This is a genomic window from Paenibacillus sp. B2(2019) (assembly GCF_008370385.1).
Classification (GTDB): Bacteria; Bacillota; Bacilli; order Paenibacillales; family Paenibacillaceae; genus Paenibacillus_AQ.
On record NZ_VTZR01000017.1, the window covers coordinates 302,634 to 321,790 of the forward strand.

General features: G+C 46.2%; 20 protein-coding genes. 12 read left to right on the forward strand and 8 right to left on the reverse strand.

Translation table 11 applies throughout. The features are described 5' to 3' along the window. Nucleotides 1-9: 9 nt before the first annotated feature. Nucleotides 10-1,377 (reverse strand): YheC/YheD family endospore coat-associated protein, encoded by a 1,368-nt coding sequence (locus PAENI_RS15640; RefSeq protein ID WP_076283327.1) that lies wholly within the window; start codon nt 1,375-1,377, stop codon nt 10-12. Between the two features lie 267 nt (nt 1,378-1,644). On the opposite strand from PAENI_RS15640, the gene PAENI_RS15645 reads away from it, so the two are divergent. Further along, nucleotides 1,645-1,983 (forward strand): YlbF/YmcA family competence regulator, encoded by a 339-nt coding sequence (locus tag PAENI_RS15645; protein WP_149645923.1) that lies wholly within the window; start codon nt 1,645-1,647, stop codon nt 1,981-1,983. A 126-nt stretch (nt 1,984-2,109) separates the two neighbouring features. Here the strand turns inward: PAENI_RS15645 and PAENI_RS15650 are convergent, their stop codons facing one another. Further along, the gene (locus PAENI_RS15650; protein ID WP_149645924.1) at nt 2,110-2,685 is read right to left on the reverse strand and encodes an LURP-one-related family protein; all 576 of its coding nucleotides are present in this window, start codon (nt 2,683-2,685) and stop codon (nt 2,110-2,112) included. Between the two features lie 192 nt (nt 2,686-2,877). On the opposite strand from PAENI_RS15650, the gene PAENI_RS15655 reads away from it, so the two are divergent. Further along, entirely contained in the window at nt 2,878-3,162 is a 285-nt protein-coding gene (locus PAENI_RS15655) for a hypothetical protein (RefSeq protein ID WP_042186490.1), read from the forward strand. Between the two features lie 310 nt (nt 3,163-3,472). Here PAENI_RS15655 and PAENI_RS31860 read toward each other — a convergent pair whose 3' ends face one another. Together PAENI_RS31860 and PAENI_RS15660 are read right to left on the reverse strand one after the other, a co-directional pair. Then, complete coding sequence (locus PAENI_RS31860) at nt 3,473-3,613, reverse strand: hypothetical protein (RefSeq protein ID WP_179085720.1); 141 nt, start codon at nt 3,611-3,613, stop codon at nt 3,473-3,475. 105 nt (nt 3,614-3,718) lie between these two features. Next, entirely contained in the window at nt 3,719-4,552 is an 834-nt protein-coding gene (locus PAENI_RS15660; RefSeq protein ID WP_149645925.1) for a YhfM domain-containing protein, read from the reverse strand. A gap of 177 nt (nt 4,553-4,729) precedes the next feature. On the opposite strand from PAENI_RS15660, the gene PAENI_RS15665 reads away from it, so the two are divergent. Beyond that, nucleotides 4,730-6,064 (forward strand): DRTGG domain-containing protein, encoded by a 1,335-nt coding sequence (locus PAENI_RS15665; protein ID WP_076283325.1) that lies wholly within the window; start codon nt 4,730-4,732, stop codon nt 6,062-6,064. A 96-nt stretch (nt 6,065-6,160) separates the two neighbouring features. On the opposite strand, the gene PAENI_RS15670 is transcribed toward PAENI_RS15665, so the two are convergent. The 3 genes from PAENI_RS15670 to PAENI_RS15680 all read right to left on the reverse strand — a co-directional run bounded on the left by PAENI_RS15670 (nt 6,161) and on the right by PAENI_RS15680 (nt 7,404). Continuing rightward, the gene (locus PAENI_RS15670; RefSeq protein ID WP_042186497.1) at nt 6,161-6,481 is read right to left on the reverse strand and encodes a YtpI family protein; all 321 of its coding nucleotides are present in this window, start codon (nt 6,479-6,481) and stop codon (nt 6,161-6,163) included. An 87-nt stretch (nt 6,482-6,568) separates the two neighbouring features. Further along, a complete protein-coding gene (locus PAENI_RS15675; RefSeq protein ID WP_076283323.1) occupies nt 6,569-7,075 on the reverse strand; it encodes a sporulation membrane protein YtrI in 507 nt (168 codons plus the stop codon). A 5-nt stretch (nt 7,076-7,080) separates the two neighbouring features. Continuing rightward, nucleotides 7,081-7,404, reverse strand: coding sequence for a YtrH family sporulation protein (locus PAENI_RS15680; RefSeq protein WP_042186502.1), 324 nt, complete (start codon nt 7,402-7,404; stop codon nt 7,081-7,083). Between the two features lie 325 nt (nt 7,405-7,729). On the opposite strand from PAENI_RS15680, the gene PAENI_RS15685 reads away from it, so the two are divergent. The 6 genes from PAENI_RS15685 to pyk all read left to right on the forward strand — a co-directional run bounded on the left by PAENI_RS15685 (nt 7,730) and on the right by pyk (nt 15,998). Continuing rightward, nucleotides 7,730-11,368 carry a DNA polymerase III subunit alpha gene (locus PAENI_RS15685; RefSeq protein ID WP_149645954.1) on the forward strand — a complete coding sequence of 1,213 codons (3,639 nt, stop codon included), beginning with the start codon at nt 7,730-7,732 and terminating at the stop codon, nt 11,366-11,368. A 74-nt stretch (nt 11,369-11,442) separates the two neighbouring features. After that, entirely contained in the window at nt 11,443-11,943 is a 501-nt protein-coding gene (locus PAENI_RS15690) for a phosphatidylglycerophosphatase A family protein (protein WP_076300905.1), read from the forward strand. A 146-nt stretch (nt 11,944-12,089) separates the two neighbouring features. After that, the gene (locus tag PAENI_RS15695) at nt 12,090-12,278 is read left to right on the forward strand and encodes a hypothetical protein (protein WP_042125966.1); all 189 of its coding nucleotides are present in this window, start codon (nt 12,090-12,092) and stop codon (nt 12,276-12,278) included. A gap of 72 nt (nt 12,279-12,350) precedes the next feature. Continuing rightward, entirely contained in the window at nt 12,351-13,244 is an 894-nt protein-coding gene (gene accD / locus PAENI_RS15700; protein WP_042186509.1) for an acetyl-CoA carboxylase, carboxyltransferase subunit beta, read from the forward strand. Between the two features lies 1 nt (nt 13,245). After that, nucleotides 13,246-14,247, forward strand: coding sequence for an acetyl-CoA carboxylase carboxyltransferase subunit alpha (locus PAENI_RS15705; RefSeq protein WP_042186511.1), 1,002 nt, complete (start codon nt 13,246-13,248; stop codon nt 14,245-14,247). 332 nt (nt 14,248-14,579) lie between these two features. Further along, entirely contained in the window at nt 14,580-15,998 is a 1,419-nt protein-coding gene (gene pyk, locus PAENI_RS15710) for a pyruvate kinase (RefSeq protein WP_042186514.1), read from the forward strand. A gap of 171 nt (nt 15,999-16,169) precedes the next feature. Here the strand turns inward: pyk and PAENI_RS15715 are convergent, their stop codons facing one another. Next, nucleotides 16,170-16,841: a G1 family glutamic endopeptidase gene (locus tag PAENI_RS15715; RefSeq protein WP_149645955.1), complete on the reverse strand. Its 672-nt coding sequence runs from the start codon at nt 16,839-16,841 to the stop codon at nt 16,170-16,172. A 133-nt stretch (nt 16,842-16,974) separates the two neighbouring features. Between PAENI_RS15715 and PAENI_RS15720 the strand changes: the two genes are divergently transcribed. Genes PAENI_RS15720 through PAENI_RS15730 form a run of 3 tightly spaced genes read left to right on the forward strand, consistent with a single transcriptional unit; the run spans nt 16,975 to nt 19,120 of the window. After that, nucleotides 16,975-18,159: an MFS transporter gene (locus tag PAENI_RS15720; RefSeq protein ID WP_149645926.1), complete on the forward strand. Its 1,185-nt coding sequence runs from the start codon at nt 16,975-16,977 to the stop codon at nt 18,157-18,159. Nucleotides 18,160-18,197: 38 nt separating this feature from the next. Next, on the forward strand, nt 18,198-18,725 hold the full coding sequence (locus PAENI_RS15725; RefSeq protein WP_149645927.1) for an acyl-CoA thioesterase: 528 nt from the start codon (nt 18,198-18,200) through the stop codon (nt 18,723-18,725). After that, a complete protein-coding gene (locus PAENI_RS15730) occupies nt 18,722-19,120 on the forward strand; it encodes an FxsA family protein (protein ID WP_042186523.1) in 399 nt (132 codons plus the stop codon). Before PAENI_RS15725 ends, PAENI_RS15730 begins: the two co-directional genes overlap by 4 nt. The last annotated feature ends 37 nt before the right edge of the window (nt 19,121-19,157 follow it).

The window sequence follows — 19,157 nt, forward strand, 5'->3', positions numbered from 1 at the left end:
GTGTCCTCCTTATAAACCGGCCAAATAGCGGCAATACAGAATCATTTGCTTGACGGACGGTCTGATTTTTTGATCGTTTAGCGGTGTATTATCGTTCTTGGAAGGTTTGGAGTTAACCTCCAAGAGCCATATTCGTCCGGATTGATCCAGTGCCAGATCGATTCCGAGCTCTCCGAAATGAGCAGGGATAAAGGTTTCTACTCCTCTTGCAATGGCTAGTGCTGCTCTTGGAAGCTGAAGCTGTACGCTATCCTTGGTACCTGGAGGAAGGCTGCTCTTGCTTACGGCTTCACGGACAGTACTGAGACTGCCACCTCTTGCTAGATTGGAGACGAAATGATTGCTTCCAGCGGTGCGAGCGACAATGGAGGTAACGCCCCATTTTCCGGTACCATTCTTCTGTACAAGTGCTCGGAAATCTACAGGACGCTTACCGAGCTCCATTAAGGGCAATCCTTGTTGAATCTGGTAGCGCGTTGTCTTCATCTTGGGAGCAATGGACTGGTACAGTTTAGCTAAAGTTGGGTAGCTTTGCTTGCGTGTACCTATTGAGGTAGTAGATAACAAACGGTATCCTCCGCCTTCATCTTTGGAGATTCGGAGAATGCCTTTGCCGAGACTGCCTCGTACAGGCTTTAGAAACACGCTTGGATATTGGCTGCACATCTTCTTTACAACGGCAAAACCGTTTAAAGCATGCGATTCAGGTAAATACCGCTTCAATGAAGGGTCTTGCGCTAAAGCTTCAAATACTTCTGTCTTGTCAAGAAATTTTTCGTTGAAGAAATGCGTTCCATACCGTGATTTTACATCCGCCAAAAAATGCTGTACGCTAGGTTTATTCTCCACCTTTCGCGTCGTTAGCCGATTGTTGATTACATCGGCGATGGGCAGACTCATTTTCCTCCAACCCTCGTTGTATACCCAGCCCTGGATGGAAGAGCTGCTTGTTTCCAGCGCTTCCGGGGTAAAGAAATATACATAGGCGCCTTGTGAGTGGCAGGCATTTGTTAATTCTCGACAGAACATGGTAATGGGTCCAAACAGCCTGTCGAGATTATCTGGATGGTCACGGCTGACGAGTACACCGATCAACGGTCCAAGTCGCAAGGTACGACTTACGGAGCTGTAAGAGGCGTTGAGGGTTTGCCGATGTTTCCATCCGGTCCGCCGCGCCAGTCCTTCGCTTACACGCAGGCTTTCGGATTTGGGAGCCGGGATAATGGTAACCTCCTGCCGGAAAGAGCCGAAAGCCAGCTGGAGCGTTCCGTGAGCCGGGATTTTGAGTCTTTTCATGGATCGTTCGCCAAGCATTATAGCGTTTTCCTGCAGGATGCCCGTGTGGACCGTATGGACCGGGATCTTGAATTGGGACATCGTGGATCTCCTTCCGGTAGGCAGCATGATGCCGGCAATTTGGTAGCTAAGGGTTACATATCATTCATCATATGGAGACATATGACCCTTGGTGATTGACCTACTCTTTAAAAACCTTGCCGCATCATTTCATAAGTCTGACCCAAGAAGCGAAACAAGCATGGGATGAATCAATATTTGGAAACTTAAGCGTATGCTTCCGGTGCGAGTTTTGTACGAAGTAACTCTAGGAAGCGAACGCTAACAAAACTTTTAGGAGGAATCATAATGAGTATTCACGACAAAGCACATGAACTGGCGAAAGCCATTAAAGAAAGCACTGAGGTAACGGATATCACCAACGCGATGAAACTGGTAGAAACAGATCCTGAAGCCAAGGCGATGCTCGACAACTTCCGTAATGGCCAATTGGAGCTTCAACAACGGATGATGAGCGGAGATATGCCTCCACAGGAAGAAATGGAGAAGATGGAGAAATTATTCGAGGTGCTTAACATGAATCTTGGGATTCGCCGTCTGTTCGATGCAGAACGCCGTCTGAGTGTTGTAATCGAGGATGTAAACAAGATCATTACCGAGAGCTTGTCGCAATTGTATGGCGAATAAACGCTTTTAGTAAGCGGGTATTCACCTGAAAAGTTTGATCAGTGCAATCTAAATAGGGTGTTCCCGAAGCCGTTTGGCATTGGGAACACCCTATTTATTCTTGTGACTAGCACATGAGTAAACTCGCTAATCTTGTTTTCCTTCGATTGCGCAGAGAAGAATACCAGCAGCCAAACCTAGGCGGCGATCAAGCATTCCCTTGGGATCCTCAGAGAAGTCAGCGATGATTTTTGTAACGAATGGATTAAAATTTTGTTTGAAAGTCGGGATCGTTGCATCATTCATCTCGATATTATATTTTTGAGGGATAATAGAGATAAAGCGGCGGAGTATAGCCATTGCGGTGCTATCTTCCTTGATTTTTCCGATTTCCTGATCATGACGATCGAGAATCGTCCATTCATCTTTCAAAATCGATTTGAGTCCCTTACGCCGAAGAGCACCAACGTGCTCGCCAGTCTCCGAATCATGCACATCATAAACGGCACTAAAGTCGATGGCATTGCGGGCTTTTATACGCAGAAGCTCCTTTTGCATAGACTCATCCGTGTACAGTGCAATATCCTCTTTCAACTTGAATGCTTTCATTTGTGAATAGAGTACAAGCTGCTCGGCGTTATCATAAATATGAAGCTTCGCACCCATGATCGAAAATACCTTTTTTCGAATTATGTATTCGGTATGAGTATAAGTTGCATTCAATTCTAAATCGCCCCCTAAATGAAATTATCATCTCATATATAAGCTTTGCTAGCTATATAAATGCGTATTATTTTATATAATTTTTTGAATAGAAGTATATTTTTATGGACTTGTCTCATATTACGGGCTTCATGTTCATAGAGTAGAGATATAGATTCAATCGAATATCTTGTCTACGAGGAGCTGTTGGTTATGAGAAAAAGAAACAAGTTTAAACATGGTGTCTATCTGTTGCTGGCGTTGGCCATGCTTTTGTATGCTCTGCCGAAGTTATCGCTTGCGAATGGGCCTAGCTGGGTATTTGGTTTTGGGGTGGTCTGGTCACTTTTTGCCTTTATGGTCATTGCGGCACATCTGCATTTTATTATCGGTGTTGATGAGGAGAAGACCAAGCGTTTGGAAGCTGTGCGAAAAGCAAAATTGGAGCAATGGCAGTCCAAATGGAAAGAAGAAACTAGAGTTACACAAAGATCATAGGATTGGGGTAGCTTCCTTAAGTAACTAGATTTAAATATTCCCGTGAAAAACGCTGAAATGGCGAAAAGAGGGGTATAAATCCCCAAGATTCCCGTAAAAAGCACCGAATTAGCTAAAAGAGGGGTATAAATCCCCTAGATTGCCGTGAAAAGCGCCGAATTAGCTGAAAGAGGGGTATAAATCCCCTAGATTATCGTGAAAAGCGCCGAATTAGCTGAAAGAGGGGTATAAATCCCCTAGATTCACAGAAAAGCCCACTAGCTTAAGCCAGTGGGCTTTAAAATTGCCCCGCAAAGCAGGGGGATTAAAGTTATCTTGCACCTGTAAAAGGATTGATCTCATCCGAGAGATCTTTTCCAGCTTTCTTTTCTTCTGCAGATATCCGTTTACCTAGAGCCGCGTAGTACCACACCGCAGGAACGAGAATCGCGAGTATAAAAAGAAATTGCATAAAGTCATCCCCTTTCACCTCTCCATCATAACATATTTTTCCTTTTTTTCTTAAGGGACTATTCTCTATTCGCCTACCCACTACCCAGTTTGTCTAACAAACGGGTTACTCTTTACTGACAGAGCATTCTACTTCAAATACATAACTGGCGCTCCCCTGAGGCCATCTTGCTTGGATTATATACAGATGTTTTCCGCTACCTGCTGCGAGTTGAAAACTGTTATTTTCTACGGAAAGAGCTTCGTCCGGATGTTCCTCACCAGGAAATGAAGCCACAACCTCTAACTCCTTGGGTGCAGATGAGAATTTGAGTTCTACCTGATCACGGCTGATAGCTTTGGGATGTACCTTCTGTTTGGTAACTAATTGATCGTAAGTAGCCATATCTACACAGACGCCTTTGCCATTGTCATTCCAGCAATAAGAGCCTTGAATGGCATCAAACTGTTCACCACCAACAGTAACTTGAACGTTAGGGGGCTGTGGGTTAGTAGTGTCTGCTGGAGAAATCTTATCTTCTTTAACAGTCGATTGGAATAAGTCCAACAGATCTTTTTTGCTGATATCTGAAAGACGATAGTGACCCGTTTGACCCGATTTAATGAGTAACCCACTGTTGCTTCCGACGATCCAAAAAGAGAACTCATAACTTATGCCGTCTTTCATGTTTACGGTGGTTCTGTAATCGCTTGGAGCAATATCTAGTTGTCCTTTATCATATTCAGTAGCAGTTATGGCTTGAACAAAACGTTCCAAGGATGATGCTTCAGAAATAGTCGTCACCGGCTGGTCTTTTTCTATTAAGTTAATAGAAACTATATTTTGTGCATCCAGCTCTATTTGGCTTGATTGTTTTACTTCGGTTCTCGTAGTTCCACAGCCGATCAGTCCTATGAAAAGCAAAGTAATGGTAAATATTATTAACGTGGTCTTGTTCATATCCACAATGCTCCTTTCCTCTTTCTTTAACTCTCAGACTATAAAAAAGAGGAAAAGGTTGCTAAATAACGGGCAATTAAATTCGAATTCGATGCATATGAATCGGTTGTACTGTGTCATTCTCTCCGTGTATAATGAGTACAGTATAGTACAGATCGGAGTACGGGGGTGTAACAGTTGGAAGGTCAAGGCGATGCAATTACTAAACACGAGCAACTGCTGCAGCATATTGAAAGTCTTAAGGTAGGCTCCAAAATATCTGTTCGTAAGCTTGCAAAAGAAATGTTGGTCAGTGAGGGAACGGCTTATCGTGCCGTTAAGGAAGCTGAGAATCTTGGAATTGTCATTACGAAGGAACGGATTGGTACAGTACGTGTAGAAAAGAAGCCTCGTAACATTTCTGAACAGCTGACGTTTGGTGACGTGGTTGATATTGTGGAAGGTCATGTTCTCGGCGGGGCTAGCGGTCTGAGTAAACATCTACATAAATATGTAATCGGTGCGATGAAGGTCGACGCGATGATTCGTTATATAGACGCAGACAGTCTGCTTATTGTGGGTAACCGCGATGATGTTCACTCCTTGGCGCTAGAGCAGGGTGCCGGAGTTCTGGTTACAGGTGGCTTCGGGACGAGTCGTGAAGTGAAGGCATTAGCCGACGAACTGGATCTCCCCATCATTTCATCAAGACATGACACGTTTACCGTGGCATCAATGATTAACCGAGCAATTTTTGATAGATTGATTAAGAAAAAAATTATGCTGGTAGAAGATATTGTCGACAGCAAACCGCGTATGATTACGTTAAAAATTTCAAGCACTGTAGGTGAGCTACGACAGATTTCTGAGGAAACTGGAGAGCAACGTTTTCCCGTTACAGATGAATGGAACCGAGTGATTGGGATTATCGGCCGACGCGAAGTAGAGGACCTGGCAGAAGGGCAAAGTATTGAAAAGGCTATGGTTCGGAGTCCGGTTACCGCTGCGCTGCATACCTCACTAGCTTCAGCTGCGCAGATCATGATGTGGGAAGGTGTCGATTTCCTCCCCATTGTAGACCGTAACCGCAAATTGGTGGGCTCCCTAACCCGTAAAGAAGTGCTGCAAAGTCTGCGTGATGTCCGTAACACTCCACAGCTTGGGGAGACCTTCGATCATCTCATTTGGAACGGTTTTGCGGATGAGCGGGATGAAGAGGGACGATTGTTTTTTCACGGCTTTATTACGCCTCAGATGGCCACAGACCTTGGTACCATTTCTGAAGGTGTATTGTCTACGCTAATGACGCTCTCTGCGTTTAAGGCAGCTAAGGATATTACAGGAAATGACTATGTATTAGATAATATGTCCACCTATTTTATCCGGCCGGTACAGATCGAACACGCGATTATTGTAATGCCGAGACTGCTCGAGATTAGTCGCCGTACATGTAAGCTTGAAATAGAGATCAGCTATTCGGATACCCTGGTAGCGAAAGCTGTTCTGATGCTGCAATCCATTGATCACGGCTAATAGATAATGAATCACAAACATGCTTAAATAGACTGCCCTCAACGATGATAGTGAGGGTAGTCTATTTTATTCTTGTAATCCTATCAGAGGGATAGTCTAGGCTTTCGACTGGTGTTGTTCCTGGCTACGGCTACGGCTGTAATAACTATAGCTGCGTATTCCTGAGAAGATGTTAAACACACCGATTAGAAGAAAGGCAGCTTCAACAATGATATTAACGGTGGAGCCGCGAAATAGAAACATGGAAATCAGGGAAAGCGTTACGAGCATAGCGCCCAGCATCACATTCATGACGGAGCGTTTTAGCCCCTTATCTTGGGGATTTAAGGCACGGCGAGAGGATAAGCTGTACACAGCGGCGCCGATTACAAAGATCACCAGCAGGATAAACAATAAGTACTTGATAAATAAAACCATGGACAGCCAGCTCCTTTATCATGTCGTGCAAAAGCCTTGAAGTGATTTCCACTTTTGTCTGTCCATTATTGTATCACACGATTGTTGTCAGTTGCGCTTAAAAGGACTGATTTCCACCCAGATTTGCAGAACACCTTCCATGACGAGCATCGTCCGGATTTTGACAGAGTATTCCTTATCACGCACAATGTAAAGCTTGCCATCCAGCAGCAGCCTAACCAGTTTACTGTCTGTGTCAATATCGAACATGCTGCGGCCACGCATGGGCTCCAGATCTGATCGTATTTCACTAAGTATTAATTTTAAAGTTACGGGGTCAACTGAGGTTGAGCCTTCTGCTTGGGCTTTGCTTTCCTCTGATCGAATTTTTATTTCTCTGATTACCGTAGAGGTATTATTGTATTTTTTGAGTGTTTTAATATCCTCTTGATATTGCTCGATCTGTACACGCAGGTCTGCATTATTCAGCCATAACACGTTATATCCAACATGGTATATACCGTTGTATATGACGGCTCCTACGACGATCCCCAGCATGAATATAGCGGAAATTTGGGTGAATCTACGAAAACGACTGAATGGTGGAACTCTCACTGGCGTTACCCCCTGCCGCACACCCATTTTACTAGCTCGCTGCCCATATGAGCTCCGAGAAAAGCGAAGGCAATATACATGATTTGCTTGATGGCGGGGGAGAGGTTACCTCCAATCACATTGCTTTCAATGACCCGTAAAGGGTCCATAGTACCCCCTACAGCGGCGGCAAGTGCCCATATTTTAATCCGGTCTGCTACATCTAGCATCGTTTGCGTCGGTGGTTGCAGGGATACTACGGCGCCGATTCCGCCGACCATAGCTCCGCCAAGTACGATGCCGAAGGCGATAAAGAAATCGAGGATGGCTTTGCTCATAAAAATGCTCATAAAGGCCCCTTCCCGGACGAGGCATCTCTAATCGTTGCCTGTCCATGTGCTCTTAATCCATTCTATGGGCGGGTCCCCCTTTAATATGATAAAATAGTTTCATCTTATAGTGCGAGTTCAAAAAGTACGGTTTTCAGCACCGAGAAGATTGAAAGAAGGTAGAAAATGAGGAGTGGAGCGTAGTGGAAGCTACGTGAGCACCGGAAGTTTCGCCTGAATTCAATCTTCGATGTCGAGTAAGCTTCTTGGGTTACTTCGTGATAAAAACGGACTTTTTTGAACAACTATTTATGTTTGATTTATGTAGTAGGAAGGAAGTGGGATGATGAGCCCTTTCGTGCATTTGCATGTGCACAGCGAATACAGTTTACTGGACGGGGCGGCGCGCATTACCGATCTCGTGCGCCGGGCCGGCGAATACGGCATGAAGTCGCTGGCGCTTACGGATCATGGAGTGATGTATGGGGCGATCCCCTTTTATAAAGCGTGTAAAGAGAATGGAATCAAGCCGATTATCGGCTGTGAAGCTTATTTAACCGCTGGCTCTCGCCGTGAGCGAGGCAGTCGTAAAGATCAACCGATTTATCACCTGATTCTGCTCGTCAAGAATGAAACCGGCTACAAGAACCTGATGAAGCTGATCTCTATCGGCCATCTGGAAGGTCATCATTATAAACCTCGTATTGATATGGAGGTTCTGGCCGCTCATTCGGAGGGGATCATATGCCTCAGTGCATGTCTAGGCGGCGAAGTGCCGCAGCATCTATTGCATGGAAGAGATGACGAGGCGCGAAAAGCTGCGCTGCGATATAAGGAGATTTTTGGCGAAGACTTCTACCTGGAGCTTCAAGATCACGGAATTTCCGAGCAGAAACGAGTAAATCCGAAGCTGATCGCACTTGCCAAGGCCTGTGAGATCCCACTTGTAGCTACGAATGACGTCCATTATTTGGCCAAGGAAGATGCAGAGGTACAGGATGTTCTGATCTGTATTGGAACAGGTAAAACTGTGGATGATGAGGAACGGCTCAAGATCGGAACAGATCAGCTGTTTCTCAAAAGCAGTGATCAGATGGCGGCGTTGTTCCCGCATGTGCCTGAAGCTATCAGTAACACGCTATTGATCGCAGAAAAATGTAATTTGGAGCTTACCTTCGGTCAACATATTCTGCCTGCCTATTCACCAATTCCAGAAGGTAAGGACTCCGCTGCATATTTGCGAGAGTTGTGCTTTAAAGGGCTTGAAGAACGGTATATAGACACACCGCTTTGGGCATCAACTGAGCAAAGAGAAACCGCTGAAAAGCGTCTTGCCTATGAGCTTGGCGTCATCGAGAATATGGGTTTTAGCGATTATTTTCTAATTGTGTGGGATTTTATCGCTTATTGTCATCGTCAGGGGATTGCTACTGGTCCGGGCCGGGGTTCTTCCGCGGGGAGTCTTACCGCTTATTCCCTACGAATCACGGATGTAGATCCGCTTAAGTATAACTTGCTCTTTGAACGTTTCTTAAATCCAGAACGGATCACGATGCCGGATATTGATATCGATTTTAGTGATGAGCGTCGTGATGAGGTTATCGCTTATGTGGTGGAGAAATACGGCAAAGAACATGTGGCACAGATCATTACGTTCGGAACCATGGCTGCACGGGCTGCAGTTCGTGATGTGGGCAGGGTACTGAATTTACCTTATAACGAGGTAGATAAGGCTGCCAAGCTCATCCCAGGACAACTAGGCATCAGCCTTGCTAGAGCGCTGGAGACTACTCCAGACCTAAAAGCGCTGTATGACAGTAATCCGAAGATCAAAGGCTTGCTGGATATGGCAATGAAAGTGGAAGGTATGCCTCGTCATGCTTCGACACATGCTGCCGGGGTTGTTATTTCCAAAGGTCCGCTGACTGATGCTGTACCCCTTCAAGAGGGCAACGAAAGTACAGCGTTAACTCAGTACTCTATGGAGCATTTGGAAAGTGTTGGGCTGCTGAAGATGGATTTTCTGGGCCTGCGTACTTTGTCGATTATCGAACGCTGCATGAATTCGATTAAAGAAATGAGTGGCAGTGTTCCAGATTTTAAAATCATACCAGATCATGATCGGCTCACGTATGAAATGCTAGGTGCTGGTGAGACGACTGGGGTCTTCCAGCTGGAGTCGGCGGGTGTAAGACGTGTGCTTAAGGATTTGAAGCCTAATGGTTTTGAAGATATCGTATCGGTTCTAGCCTTGTATCGTCCGGGTCCGATGGAGTTTATCCCGAAATATATAGCAGGTAAGCACGGTCAGATCGAAGTAGAGTATCCGCATCCTGATTTGAAATCTATATTAGCGGATACCTATGGGATAATTGTGTATCAGGAACAGATCATGCAGATTGCTTCGCTAATGGCTGGATTCTCGCTTGGTGAAGCGGATCTGCTCCGTCGAGCGGTCTCTAAGAAGAAGCGCGAGACGTTGGATAAGGAGCGCAGTCATTTTGTACAGGGGAGCTTGCAGCAAGGATATAACGAAACGGATGCGAATGCCGTTTATGATATGATCGTACGGTTTGCGGATTATGGCTTCCCGCGTGCGCATGCGGCGGCTTATGGCGTGTTGGCTTTTCAGACGGCATATCTTAAAGCGCATTATCCGGTACAATTTATGGCTTCTATGTTGACCGCCGTGATGGGAACCCACCGTAAGGTGGCGGAATATGTACTGGACTGTCGCCGCACGGGCATCGGCGTATTACCGCCGGATGTGAATGAGAGCGGCGTACTGTTTACTCCTGTTCCAGGAGAGGAAACGGGAACAGGGCATATCCGATTTGGGCTCGCAGCGATTAAGAACGTCGGCACGTTAGCAGTGGAGAATATTATGTCGGTTCGCAAGGAGCGACCGTTCGACAGCCTGCTCGATTTCTGTCGACGTGTGGATCTGCGGGTCTGCAACAAGCGGGTAGTGGAGTCTTTGCTGCAGGCAGGAGCCTTTGACTGTCTGCCGGGTCATAGGGCCCAGCTGCTAGCTATGCTGGACGAGACCGTTGACGCCGCGACGAAATGGCGCAAGGAGCGGGATGAACTGCAAATTCAGTTGTTCGACGATTTGGTGGAGACGCCGAATTGGGAGATTCGCTATCCGGATATCCCTAAGTTCACAGTAGGACAGCAGCTGGAGATGGAACGTGAGCTGCTGGGGCTGTATCTATCCGGTCATCCGCTCGACGATAGTGTTGAGCTGCTTGAGGAGCCGGGTATACAGCGGCTGATGGATCTCGGTGAAGCCGCAGATGAGAGCCAGACGGTTACGGCCGGCATGGTCGTATCCGTTAAGGAAATTACGACGAAGCAAGGGAAATCGATGGCCTTCATCGAATGGGAAGATCAGATCGAGCGCTGCGAAGTCGTGCTCTTCCCCGAGGTGTGGAAGCGAAGCCGCAGCTTGATTGCCAAGGGCGCGCTGCTGGCCTTGCGCGCCAAGGTGCAGCAGGAGGACGAAGGCTTCAAGCTGCTGGCCGAGGAAGTGGCGCTGCTATCCGCGGAGACACTCCGCGGCCTGCTGCAGCGCCGTAGTGCCGCCGCATCCCGCCCGTATAGCGCGGGACGCTCGGCCTCAGCAGGAGCGCCGCCGCGTGGCGCGGCTCCTGCTTCGCGGGCTAGCGGGGCCGCCACTGGCCCCGCTGGCAGACCTGCAGGCGGCGCAGCTGCGCCTGCAACACCTGCACCGGCCGCTGCGCCAGCGCCGGGCTCAGGCCAGCGTGTCTTTATCAAGATCACGCCGGCCGCCGAGAATGCTGCGCAGCTGTCGCGCCTGAAGGAGCTGCTGCAGAATCATCCAGGCCCAGTAGCGACGATTCTGTTCTACGAACGGGATCAGAAGCTCCTGGCCCTTAGCGATAATTATCGGATTAAGCCTACGGAGGAGCTAATTGCGGCTATCGAGTCTATGCTGGGGGCAGGTACCGTAAGAATAAAATAAGAACAATTCCACCCTTTTCCGCATACATTAGGAAACCACAGGGCGAATCCCTGGGCGGAAAGGGGAATCACATCATGTCCTATCAAATGGCAGTTGATCTGTTGGAACGTAGAGGCGTAACACTTTCTTCCATTGCTGAAATCGTATATATTTTACAATCGGTCTATTATCCCGGTTTATCCAAGGAAGAATGCCTTTCCAGTGTGAAATCTGTATTGGGAAAAAGAGAAGTGCAGTACACGTTAATGACGGGGATCGCACTTGATGAACTGGCAGAGAAAAGACTGCTTCCGCAGCCGCTCCAGGCAGTAATGGAAGCGGATGAATCACTTTATGGAGCGGACGAGACTCTAGCCCTTGGTATCACAGGGGTATATGGGATGATCGGACTTACAGGATTTGGGTACTTGGACAAAATAAAGCTTGGAATCATTGGTGAATTGAACGATGATAAGGGGAGGATTCACGTGTTCCTGGATGACTTAGTAGCGGGTATCGCTGCAGCTGCTTCTGCTAGAATCGCACATCGGCAGGAAGGGGCAAAAGTATATCCTCTGGTCACGGACACGGAATAAATGACCCGATTCATTTCGTTTGAACGAGTTCCTCAGTCTTGCTTCCTTTGCCCTACGCCTGTTGCGGGAAAAAAGAAAACTGTGTTATCATAATTCCATTATACGGGATACGGCTGGGAATTAAGATTGGGGAGGCCTTGCAAGGCATGTGGACGGTAATATATATCGCGCCGACCGCCAAAGTGGCGGATATGATTAAGAGTAAGCTGACTGAAGAAGGTTTTTTAGTAAAATGCCGTCCAATCAATATGTCCAAGCAGCAGTTTGAGATATTGGTTCCTTCGGGTGAACTGGAGGAAGTACAGGAAGTCCTTAATCTTATTCTGCATCCCTGAATTTCTATCAAGAGAAAAGTCATGACAGCGGCAAGCTGCATAACGCAAATAAACGGCTGAAGAGGTGCGGGTGTGTTCAAAGATTTATTTCAGAAGAAACGGAAGTACGCGACTATTCCTTCAGAACGTCTGGAGCGAAGCGGCGTGCCTGCAGAAGGCGAACGCCCCAAACGGGAAATTCCAGAAGGATTAATGAGTAAATGTAATAAATGCGGAACGATCCAGTATAGCAAGGAATTGGAAAAGAACCTAAAAGTATGTCCTACTTGTGGTCATCATTTGCGCTTGAACGCCGTAGAGCGTATTGCTATGACGTTAGACCCAGAGGGCTTTATTGAGTTTGATAGTGAAATGTATTCTATAGATCCGCTGAAATTCCCGGGTTATGCCTCTAAACTGGAGCAACAGCAACTAAAATCGGGACAAACTGATGCCGTGATTACGGGTCAGGGATCTATTGGCGGACATCCAGTGATCGTAGCTGTGATGAATTTCGAATTTTTCTCCGGCAGTATGGGATCTGTAGTTGGTGAGAAGATTACCCGGGCGATTGAAGAAGCCACGGAGAAGCAGCTTCCACTCCTTATTTTCTCTACTTCTGGCGGAGCGAGAATGCAGGAGAGTATTCTAAGTCTTATGCAAATGGCGAAGACCAGTGCAGCGCTTGCTCGTTTCAACGAAGTGGGCGGCCTTTATATTTCTATAATTACGGATCCCACAACTGGCGGAGTATCTGCGAGTTTTGCTAGTCTTGGCGATATTATTATTGCTGAGCCTGGGGCGGTATTCGGTTTCGCAGGACGTATAGTCATTGAACAGACAATTCGCCAGAAGCTTCCGGATGATTTCCAGACGGCTGAATTTAATCTGCAGCATGGCTTGATTGATATGGTTGTGCACCGTAAAGAAATGCGCGCCACACTGACCAAAATTTTGGAATTGCATGATGTGAAAGGGGGATTTTAGGTTGGCAGGAGAGTTGCCTTTTGAAATGCCTCTGGTTGAAATGCGCAAGAAAATTGCCGAGCTAAAGCAGTTTGGCGAAGAGAAAAGTATTGATTTTACGGATGAGGTAGCAAGACTGGAAGAACGGTACCGTGTGCTTGAGGAGGAAGTTTATTCTAATATCTCCCCTTCCCAAAAAATGCATCTAGCTAGACATCAAGGACGTCCGACTTCTCTTGATCTTATGGGGCAGATCTTCACAGATTTTATCGAGCTTCACGGGGATCGAATGTTTGGGGATGATCTTGCAATTGTAGGCGGTATCGCCAAACTTAACGGTGTCCCGGTTACGGTCATTGGCCAGCAGCGCGGTAAAGATACGAAGGAGAATATTTTACGCTTTTTCGGCAGTGCACACCCTGAGGGCTTCCGTAAGTCACTGCGTCTGATGCAGCAAGCGGACAAGTTCAATCGTCCCATTATAACCTTTGTAGATACGAAAGGTGCATATCCAGGCAATACAGCTGAGGAAAGAGGACAATCCGAAGCAATTGCCCGTAATTTACGCGAGATGTCTCAGTTTGGTGTTCCTGTAATCTGTGTGGTTATCGGTGAAGGCGGAAGTGGGGGCGCATTAGCACTGGCAGTTGGTAATAGAGTGCTTATGCTGGAACATGCCATTTATTCGGCGATATCTCCTAACGGTGCTGCATCAATTCTATGGAAGGATGCTTCGAAGGCTGATCAAGCGGCAGAAGCCATGAAGATAACGGCATCTGATCTGCTTGAAATGGAAGTCATCGAAGAGATTGTTCCTGAGCCAAAAGGCGGCGCACATCGTGATTACGAAGCTACGGCAGCTGCAATTAAGGATGCATTATGGCGTCACTTGCAGGAGCTAATTCCTCTGGATAGAGCGGAATTGAAAGAAGATCGTTATCGTAAATTCCGTAAAATTGGTGAGTTTGCTGAAGTCCAGCAGGAGCAGATTTTCCTTGAAGAAGAAGTGGAATCTGAAGTGTGAATAGTGCCTTTCCATTTGCACTTTAAGACATATAACCATACTTAGTGGACCATATTGAATTAAGTGTAAATTATACATTTTATTGGAATTAAAATAATCTCGACGCAATGCCGGGATTATTTTAATTTTTTTTGTGCGTTCAGATAATTCGAGCTCAAATTACATCTAAAAGAGCCTACAACATTGATTTTGTGTCTAAGTTGCAGTAATATTCATAAGGGCGTAGTTAAAGGCACATGTGACAAAGTTCCTATTTAATTAGTTAGCCTTGTAGTAGATTTTGTAGTTGGAAAAAGTGAGACAGAGAGAACGAAAAAACGGAGGAAAACCTAATGCGGAAAAGTAAAATTGTATGTACGATCGGACCTGCGAGTGAATCGTTGGAGAATATCAAAAAATTGATTTTGGCTGGTATGAATGTGGCCCGTTTGAATTTCTCCCACGGCGATTTTGAAGAGCATGGTGCTCGGATTAAAACGATCCGTCAAGCATCTAAGGAACTGAACAAAACTGTTGCTATCCTGCTCGATACAAAAGGACCGGAGATTCGCACAGGCAAGTTGGAAGTAGAACCGATTGAACTAGTTCAGGACGAGTACCTGACACTAACTACGGAAGAAATCCTTGGCACCCAAGAACGTATTTCCATCACGTACAGCGAGCTTCCTAATGATGTTCAAGTAGGCTCCACCATCCTTATTGATGACGGTCTGATTGGTTTGACAGTTGTCGACATTCAAGGAACTGAAATCAAGACCCGTATTGTAAACGGTGGTACGATCAAGAGCAAGAAGGGCGTTAACGTACCAGGAGTAAACATCTCCTTGCCGGGTATTACGGAAAAAGACACCAACGATATTCTTTTTGGTATCGAACAGGACATCGATTTTATCGCCGCTTCCTTCGTTCGCAAAGCTAGCGACGTTCAGGAAATTCGTGAGCTGCTTTCGAAAAACAACGCTTCTCACATTCAAATCATTTCCAAAATCGAAAACCAACAAGGTGTTGACAACCTTGATGAAATTTTAGAAGCTTCCGATGGCCTGATGGTTGCTCGTGGTGACCTTGGTGTTGAAATTCCAGCTGAAGATGTACCTTTGGCTCAAAAATTGATGATTCAAAAATGTAACGTTGCTGGCAAACCAGTAATCACAGCTACACAAATGCTGGATTCTATGCAACGTAACCCACGTCCTACTCGCGCTGAAGCAAGTGACGTAGCAAACGCTATTTTCGACGGAACAGATGCAATCATGCTTTCCGGAGAAACTGCTGCTGGTAAATATCCAGTAGAATCCGTTCTTACAATGTCCCGTATTGCTGAGAAAGCGGAGTCCGCTCTGGACCACCGTGAAATTTTCTCGAAACAACAAACTTTACAAGAAACTACAGTTACAGAAGCTATCAGCCAATCCGTTGCAATTTCCGCTTTGGATCTGAACGCTAAGGCTATTCTTTCTTCGACTGTTACAGGTCATACTGCACGCGTTGTTTCCAAATACCGTCCTAAAGCACCAATCATTGCTGTTACGACACAAGAAAGAACTATGCGTCAATTGTCCCTCGTTTGGGGCGTAACGCCAGTATTCGGTAAAGTAGCTACTTCCACAGATGAATTGCTTGAAACAGCAATCCAAGGTGGTAAGGATTCCGGTCTGGTTCAAGCTGGCGACCTAGTTGTGATTACTGCAGGAATTCCACTTGGACGTTCCGGTTCCACTAACTTGGTAAAAGTAAGCACAATCGAGTAGTACTCGACTGTGCTTTGCCTGATTCATAGTTTTTACTTAGCCAAGCCAAAACGCGGTTGGCTTCCCTAAAGGACGCTAGCGTTTATGCGAGAAATATAAGAGCTGTCTCAGATGTAGTGAAAATCTACAAATGAGACAGCTCTTTTTTTTGTACTGAATCCATATATGCTGTTAGTATATACGTTTGACGCTAAAAGAGTCCCCTCGAGGGCTTGGACTGGAAGGAACCGCAACGGTGGTGTTATTCTGGACCATTATCCCTCCATTAGAAAGAGTTAACCTAGGTCGTTTTCCATTGATTCGACAACAGTTGAAATAGGTAGTACCAACGCGGGCCAGCTTTGCGATGGAACCATCGACCTCAGGAGCCTCCATAATCCATTCGCCGGAGGTCTGCGGACCAGTATATCGCTGAAGCGTTCGGAAGGTCCAATTTCGGCTTAAATTCCGGAGTGTGATAGACCACTTCGTGTGGTTTATTTTTGTGATAGTACCCTTCATATGATCTCCGGGGTATACTGGAAAAGGGATTACGGTCTCGACGTCAGGTAGTATTTCCCACCAGGCGTAATAACGGGCAATCCCATTTACGAATTCATGACCTGTTCCCGTCTGAATAAGGCTGCTGTTCTTGAAGCCGTCGATGCCAATCCATGCGGAGGAATAGGTGGATTTGTGGGTTGGTCTTACGTATGGGACGGTCCATTCGCCGGAAATGCGATTGAAGGCGCCTTTTCTACCAGTAACAGTGTAGCCACTCCAGTTCTTAGATGACCAGCCAAAGGCAGAGCTTTGTCTATTGCTCGCATTAGATTTGTCTGTTAGACAAGGATGATTTACCATGAGAGAGTTATATTTTATGCTCAACTTGTCCACCGCCTTTATAGTACTGCTATATTAAATGCGATGATTACATATGAAGTACGGGTGTTCTGTTAAAATATAAAAATATAAAGTTGGAGGATTCATAGTACAAATGGAAAAATTATCGAAGCTGCGCGGCTTTTATCTATTTTTAGGATTGGCCGGCGGTTCATTTGGCTCTTATCTTTCGCTGCTGCTGGTCCATAATGGACTTAATAGTGGACAGATAGGTATACTAATGGCAACAGGCACACTAGTTGCAATCACCATTCAGCCGATGTGGGGGATTATCTCTGATCGGTATAATCAGACGCGTTTAGTACTAATCCTAAGTGTGGCGGTTCCGGCCTTACTAGCCGTCTTTTATCGTTCGGAATATTTCATTGTACTTCTTCTGGTGTATACGTGCTCAACGATCTTCTCCTCTACACAGGCTCCTATAGCCGATTCTTACGCGATCTCGGCGGCGAATAGAGCTGGAGCCACTTACGGTAGCATCCGGCTTATGATGAGCATTGGAGCGGCTCTGGGAGCTTATGCAGGAGGGGTGTACGTATCTACCTTCTCTGTATCCACGATATGGCTACCTTTTCTCTTTTTTAATCTGATTGCAGTCCTTATTGCGTTTACATTGCCAAAGCAGGCGGAAGAGAATCATATGATGAGGCAATCGTTTACTCAGGGGGTAAGACAACTGCTGGGGAATCGGGTCTTCCTTGCGTTTTTGGGTGGCAGCTTTCTTGTGAACCAGACGATGGCTGCTTTTGGTACATACTTTGTAATCGCTTTTCAATCGGTAGGAGGGTCTACGCGCTATGCAGGGATTGCGCTCTTTCTCGCATCGGTGACGAATGTGCCTTCCATGCTGTTTGCTTCTAAGGTGATTAAGAGGTTGGGTCGTGAGCGGACCTTGCTCCTTGGGGCTCTTATTTATGTTTTGCGGTGGGGTATTCAGGTTGCTTTTCCTTATCCATCGGTAATGATCGGAGTGCAAGTGCTGCATGGTCTTTCATTTGGGTTCTTTTATATTGCTGCAGTCGAATATGTATCTCAGATCACATCTAACGAGATGCAGGCCACTGGCCAAAGTGTATTTAATATGGTGTTTGCAGGTTTTTCTGGCATTGTCGGTAATTTACTGAATGGATTCTTGCTCAATCAAGGCGGGGTAGAAGTAATGAATCTGTCTTGTATGTTGAGCTCTATCGCAGGAGCAATGCTGCTGTTCTATGTTGCCAGAAACTCTCGGCGTAAATTATCGACGACGATGCTATCTTCAGGCGGGGCCCAGGCTTAAACGCTTCCCTGCTGCTATGCTGAAAGGAGTATTTATAGATGGAATTAGAACGAGCTGGCTTGCCCAGCCGATGGTATAAGTCGACCCTGCGTGTTCGCTATCAGGAAAGTGATCAGATGGGTGTCGTGTATCATGCGAATTATTTGAACTGGTTTGAGTCTGGTCGTACGGAGATGTTTCGTCAGGTTGGTTTTACTTATCGTGAACTTGAGAAACAAGGCGTCTTACTTCCTGTCACCTCAGCAGATTTGCAATTTAAAAGTCCGGCGCGATATGATGATCTTATCTCCGTGTATGCGCGAATGACTACCTTCTCAGCGTTACGAGTCGTATTTGAGTATCAAGTGCGGAGGCTTTCGGAAGAAGAAGGTGGAACTTCAGAGGATTTATTGGCTACTCTAGGGGAGTTGCGGTCGATGGATCCACCTGGGGAGCTGCTGGTTACCGGCACGACAAGTCATGTTTGGGTGAACCGGGAATGGAGGCCTGCTAGGCTGGATAGAGCCCTTCCAGAGCTCTTTCACGCAATAAAAGAGGCGCTGCGGGAAGAAGGGGGTTCAGTATGATTAGAAGCAAATGGTTATGGGCTGGACTATTTATTATTCCTGCTGTGGAATTATTCGGTTTTATCTACGTAGCAGATCAACTTGGAGCATTTAAAACGTTGCTGCTTATGCTGACCACTTCAGTAATCGGTCTACTAATGATGCGATTTGAGGGTAAGAAAGTGCTGCAGGACAGCAGAACACATATGCAGGAGGGCCGCGTTCCTGGTCGGACGATGCTGGATGGTTTATGTATTTTTTTCGGAGGATTGCTACTGATATTGCCGGGTTTCGTAACCGATATTGTCGGTTTCACGTTAGTATTTCCATTAACTCGGCCTTTGTACCGTATATTTTTGCTGAAGTGGATTGAGAAGAAGATGAAGAATGGCACCTTCACCTTTTACCGTCGTTAGTATCCTGTTTACAACAATAACAGAGCGGACCCCTGTC

What these genes read in the sequence shown, in the direction of transcription:
- PAENI_RS15640 (WP_076283327.1), bottom strand. Translation starts at nt 1,377, where the DNA reads ATGTCCCAATTCAAGATCCCGGTCCATACGGTCCACACGGGCATCCTG.
- PAENI_RS15645 (WP_149645923.1), top strand. Translation starts at nt 1,645, where the DNA reads ATGAGTATTCACGACAAAGCACATGAACTGGCGAAAGCCATTAAAGAA.
- PAENI_RS15655 (WP_042186490.1), top strand. Translation starts at nt 2,878, where the DNA reads ATGAGAAAAAGAAACAAGTTTAAACATGGTGTCTATCTGTTGCTGGCG.
- PAENI_RS31860 (WP_179085720.1), bottom strand. Translation starts at nt 3,613, where the DNA reads ATGCAATTTCTTTTTATACTCGCGATTCTCGTTCCTGCGGTGTGGTAC.
- PAENI_RS15660 (WP_149645925.1), bottom strand. Translation starts at nt 4,552, where the DNA reads ATGAACAAGACCACGTTAATAATATTTACCATTACTTTGCTTTTCATA.
- PAENI_RS15670 (WP_042186497.1), bottom strand. Translation starts at nt 6,481, where the DNA reads ATGGTTTTATTTATCAAGTACTTATTGTTTATCCTGCTGGTGATCTTT.
- PAENI_RS15680 (WP_042186502.1), bottom strand. Translation starts at nt 7,404, where the DNA reads ATGAGCATTTTTATGAGCAAAGCCATCCTCGATTTCTTTATCGCCTTC.
- PAENI_RS15685 (WP_149645954.1), top strand. Translation starts at nt 7,730, where the DNA reads ATGAGCCCTTTCGTGCATTTGCATGTGCACAGCGAATACAGTTTACTG.
- PAENI_RS15690 (WP_076300905.1), top strand. Translation starts at nt 11,443, where the DNA reads ATGTCCTATCAAATGGCAGTTGATCTGTTGGAACGTAGAGGCGTAACA.
- PAENI_RS15695 (WP_042125966.1), top strand. Translation starts at nt 12,090, where the DNA reads ATGTGGACGGTAATATATATCGCGCCGACCGCCAAAGTGGCGGATATG.
- pyk (WP_042186514.1), top strand. Translation starts at nt 14,580, where the DNA reads ATGCGGAAAAGTAAAATTGTATGTACGATCGGACCTGCGAGTGAATCG.
- PAENI_RS15715 (WP_149645955.1), bottom strand. Translation starts at nt 16,841, where the DNA reads ATGGTAAATCATCCTTGTCTAACAGACAAATCTAATGCGAGCAATAGA.
- PAENI_RS15720 (WP_149645926.1), top strand. Translation starts at nt 16,975, where the DNA reads ATGGAAAAATTATCGAAGCTGCGCGGCTTTTATCTATTTTTAGGATTG.
- PAENI_RS15725 (WP_149645927.1), top strand. Translation starts at nt 18,198, where the DNA reads ATGGAATTAGAACGAGCTGGCTTGCCCAGCCGATGGTATAAGTCGACC.
- PAENI_RS15730 (WP_042186523.1), top strand. Translation starts at nt 18,722, where the DNA reads ATGATTAGAAGCAAATGGTTATGGGCTGGACTATTTATTATTCCTGCT.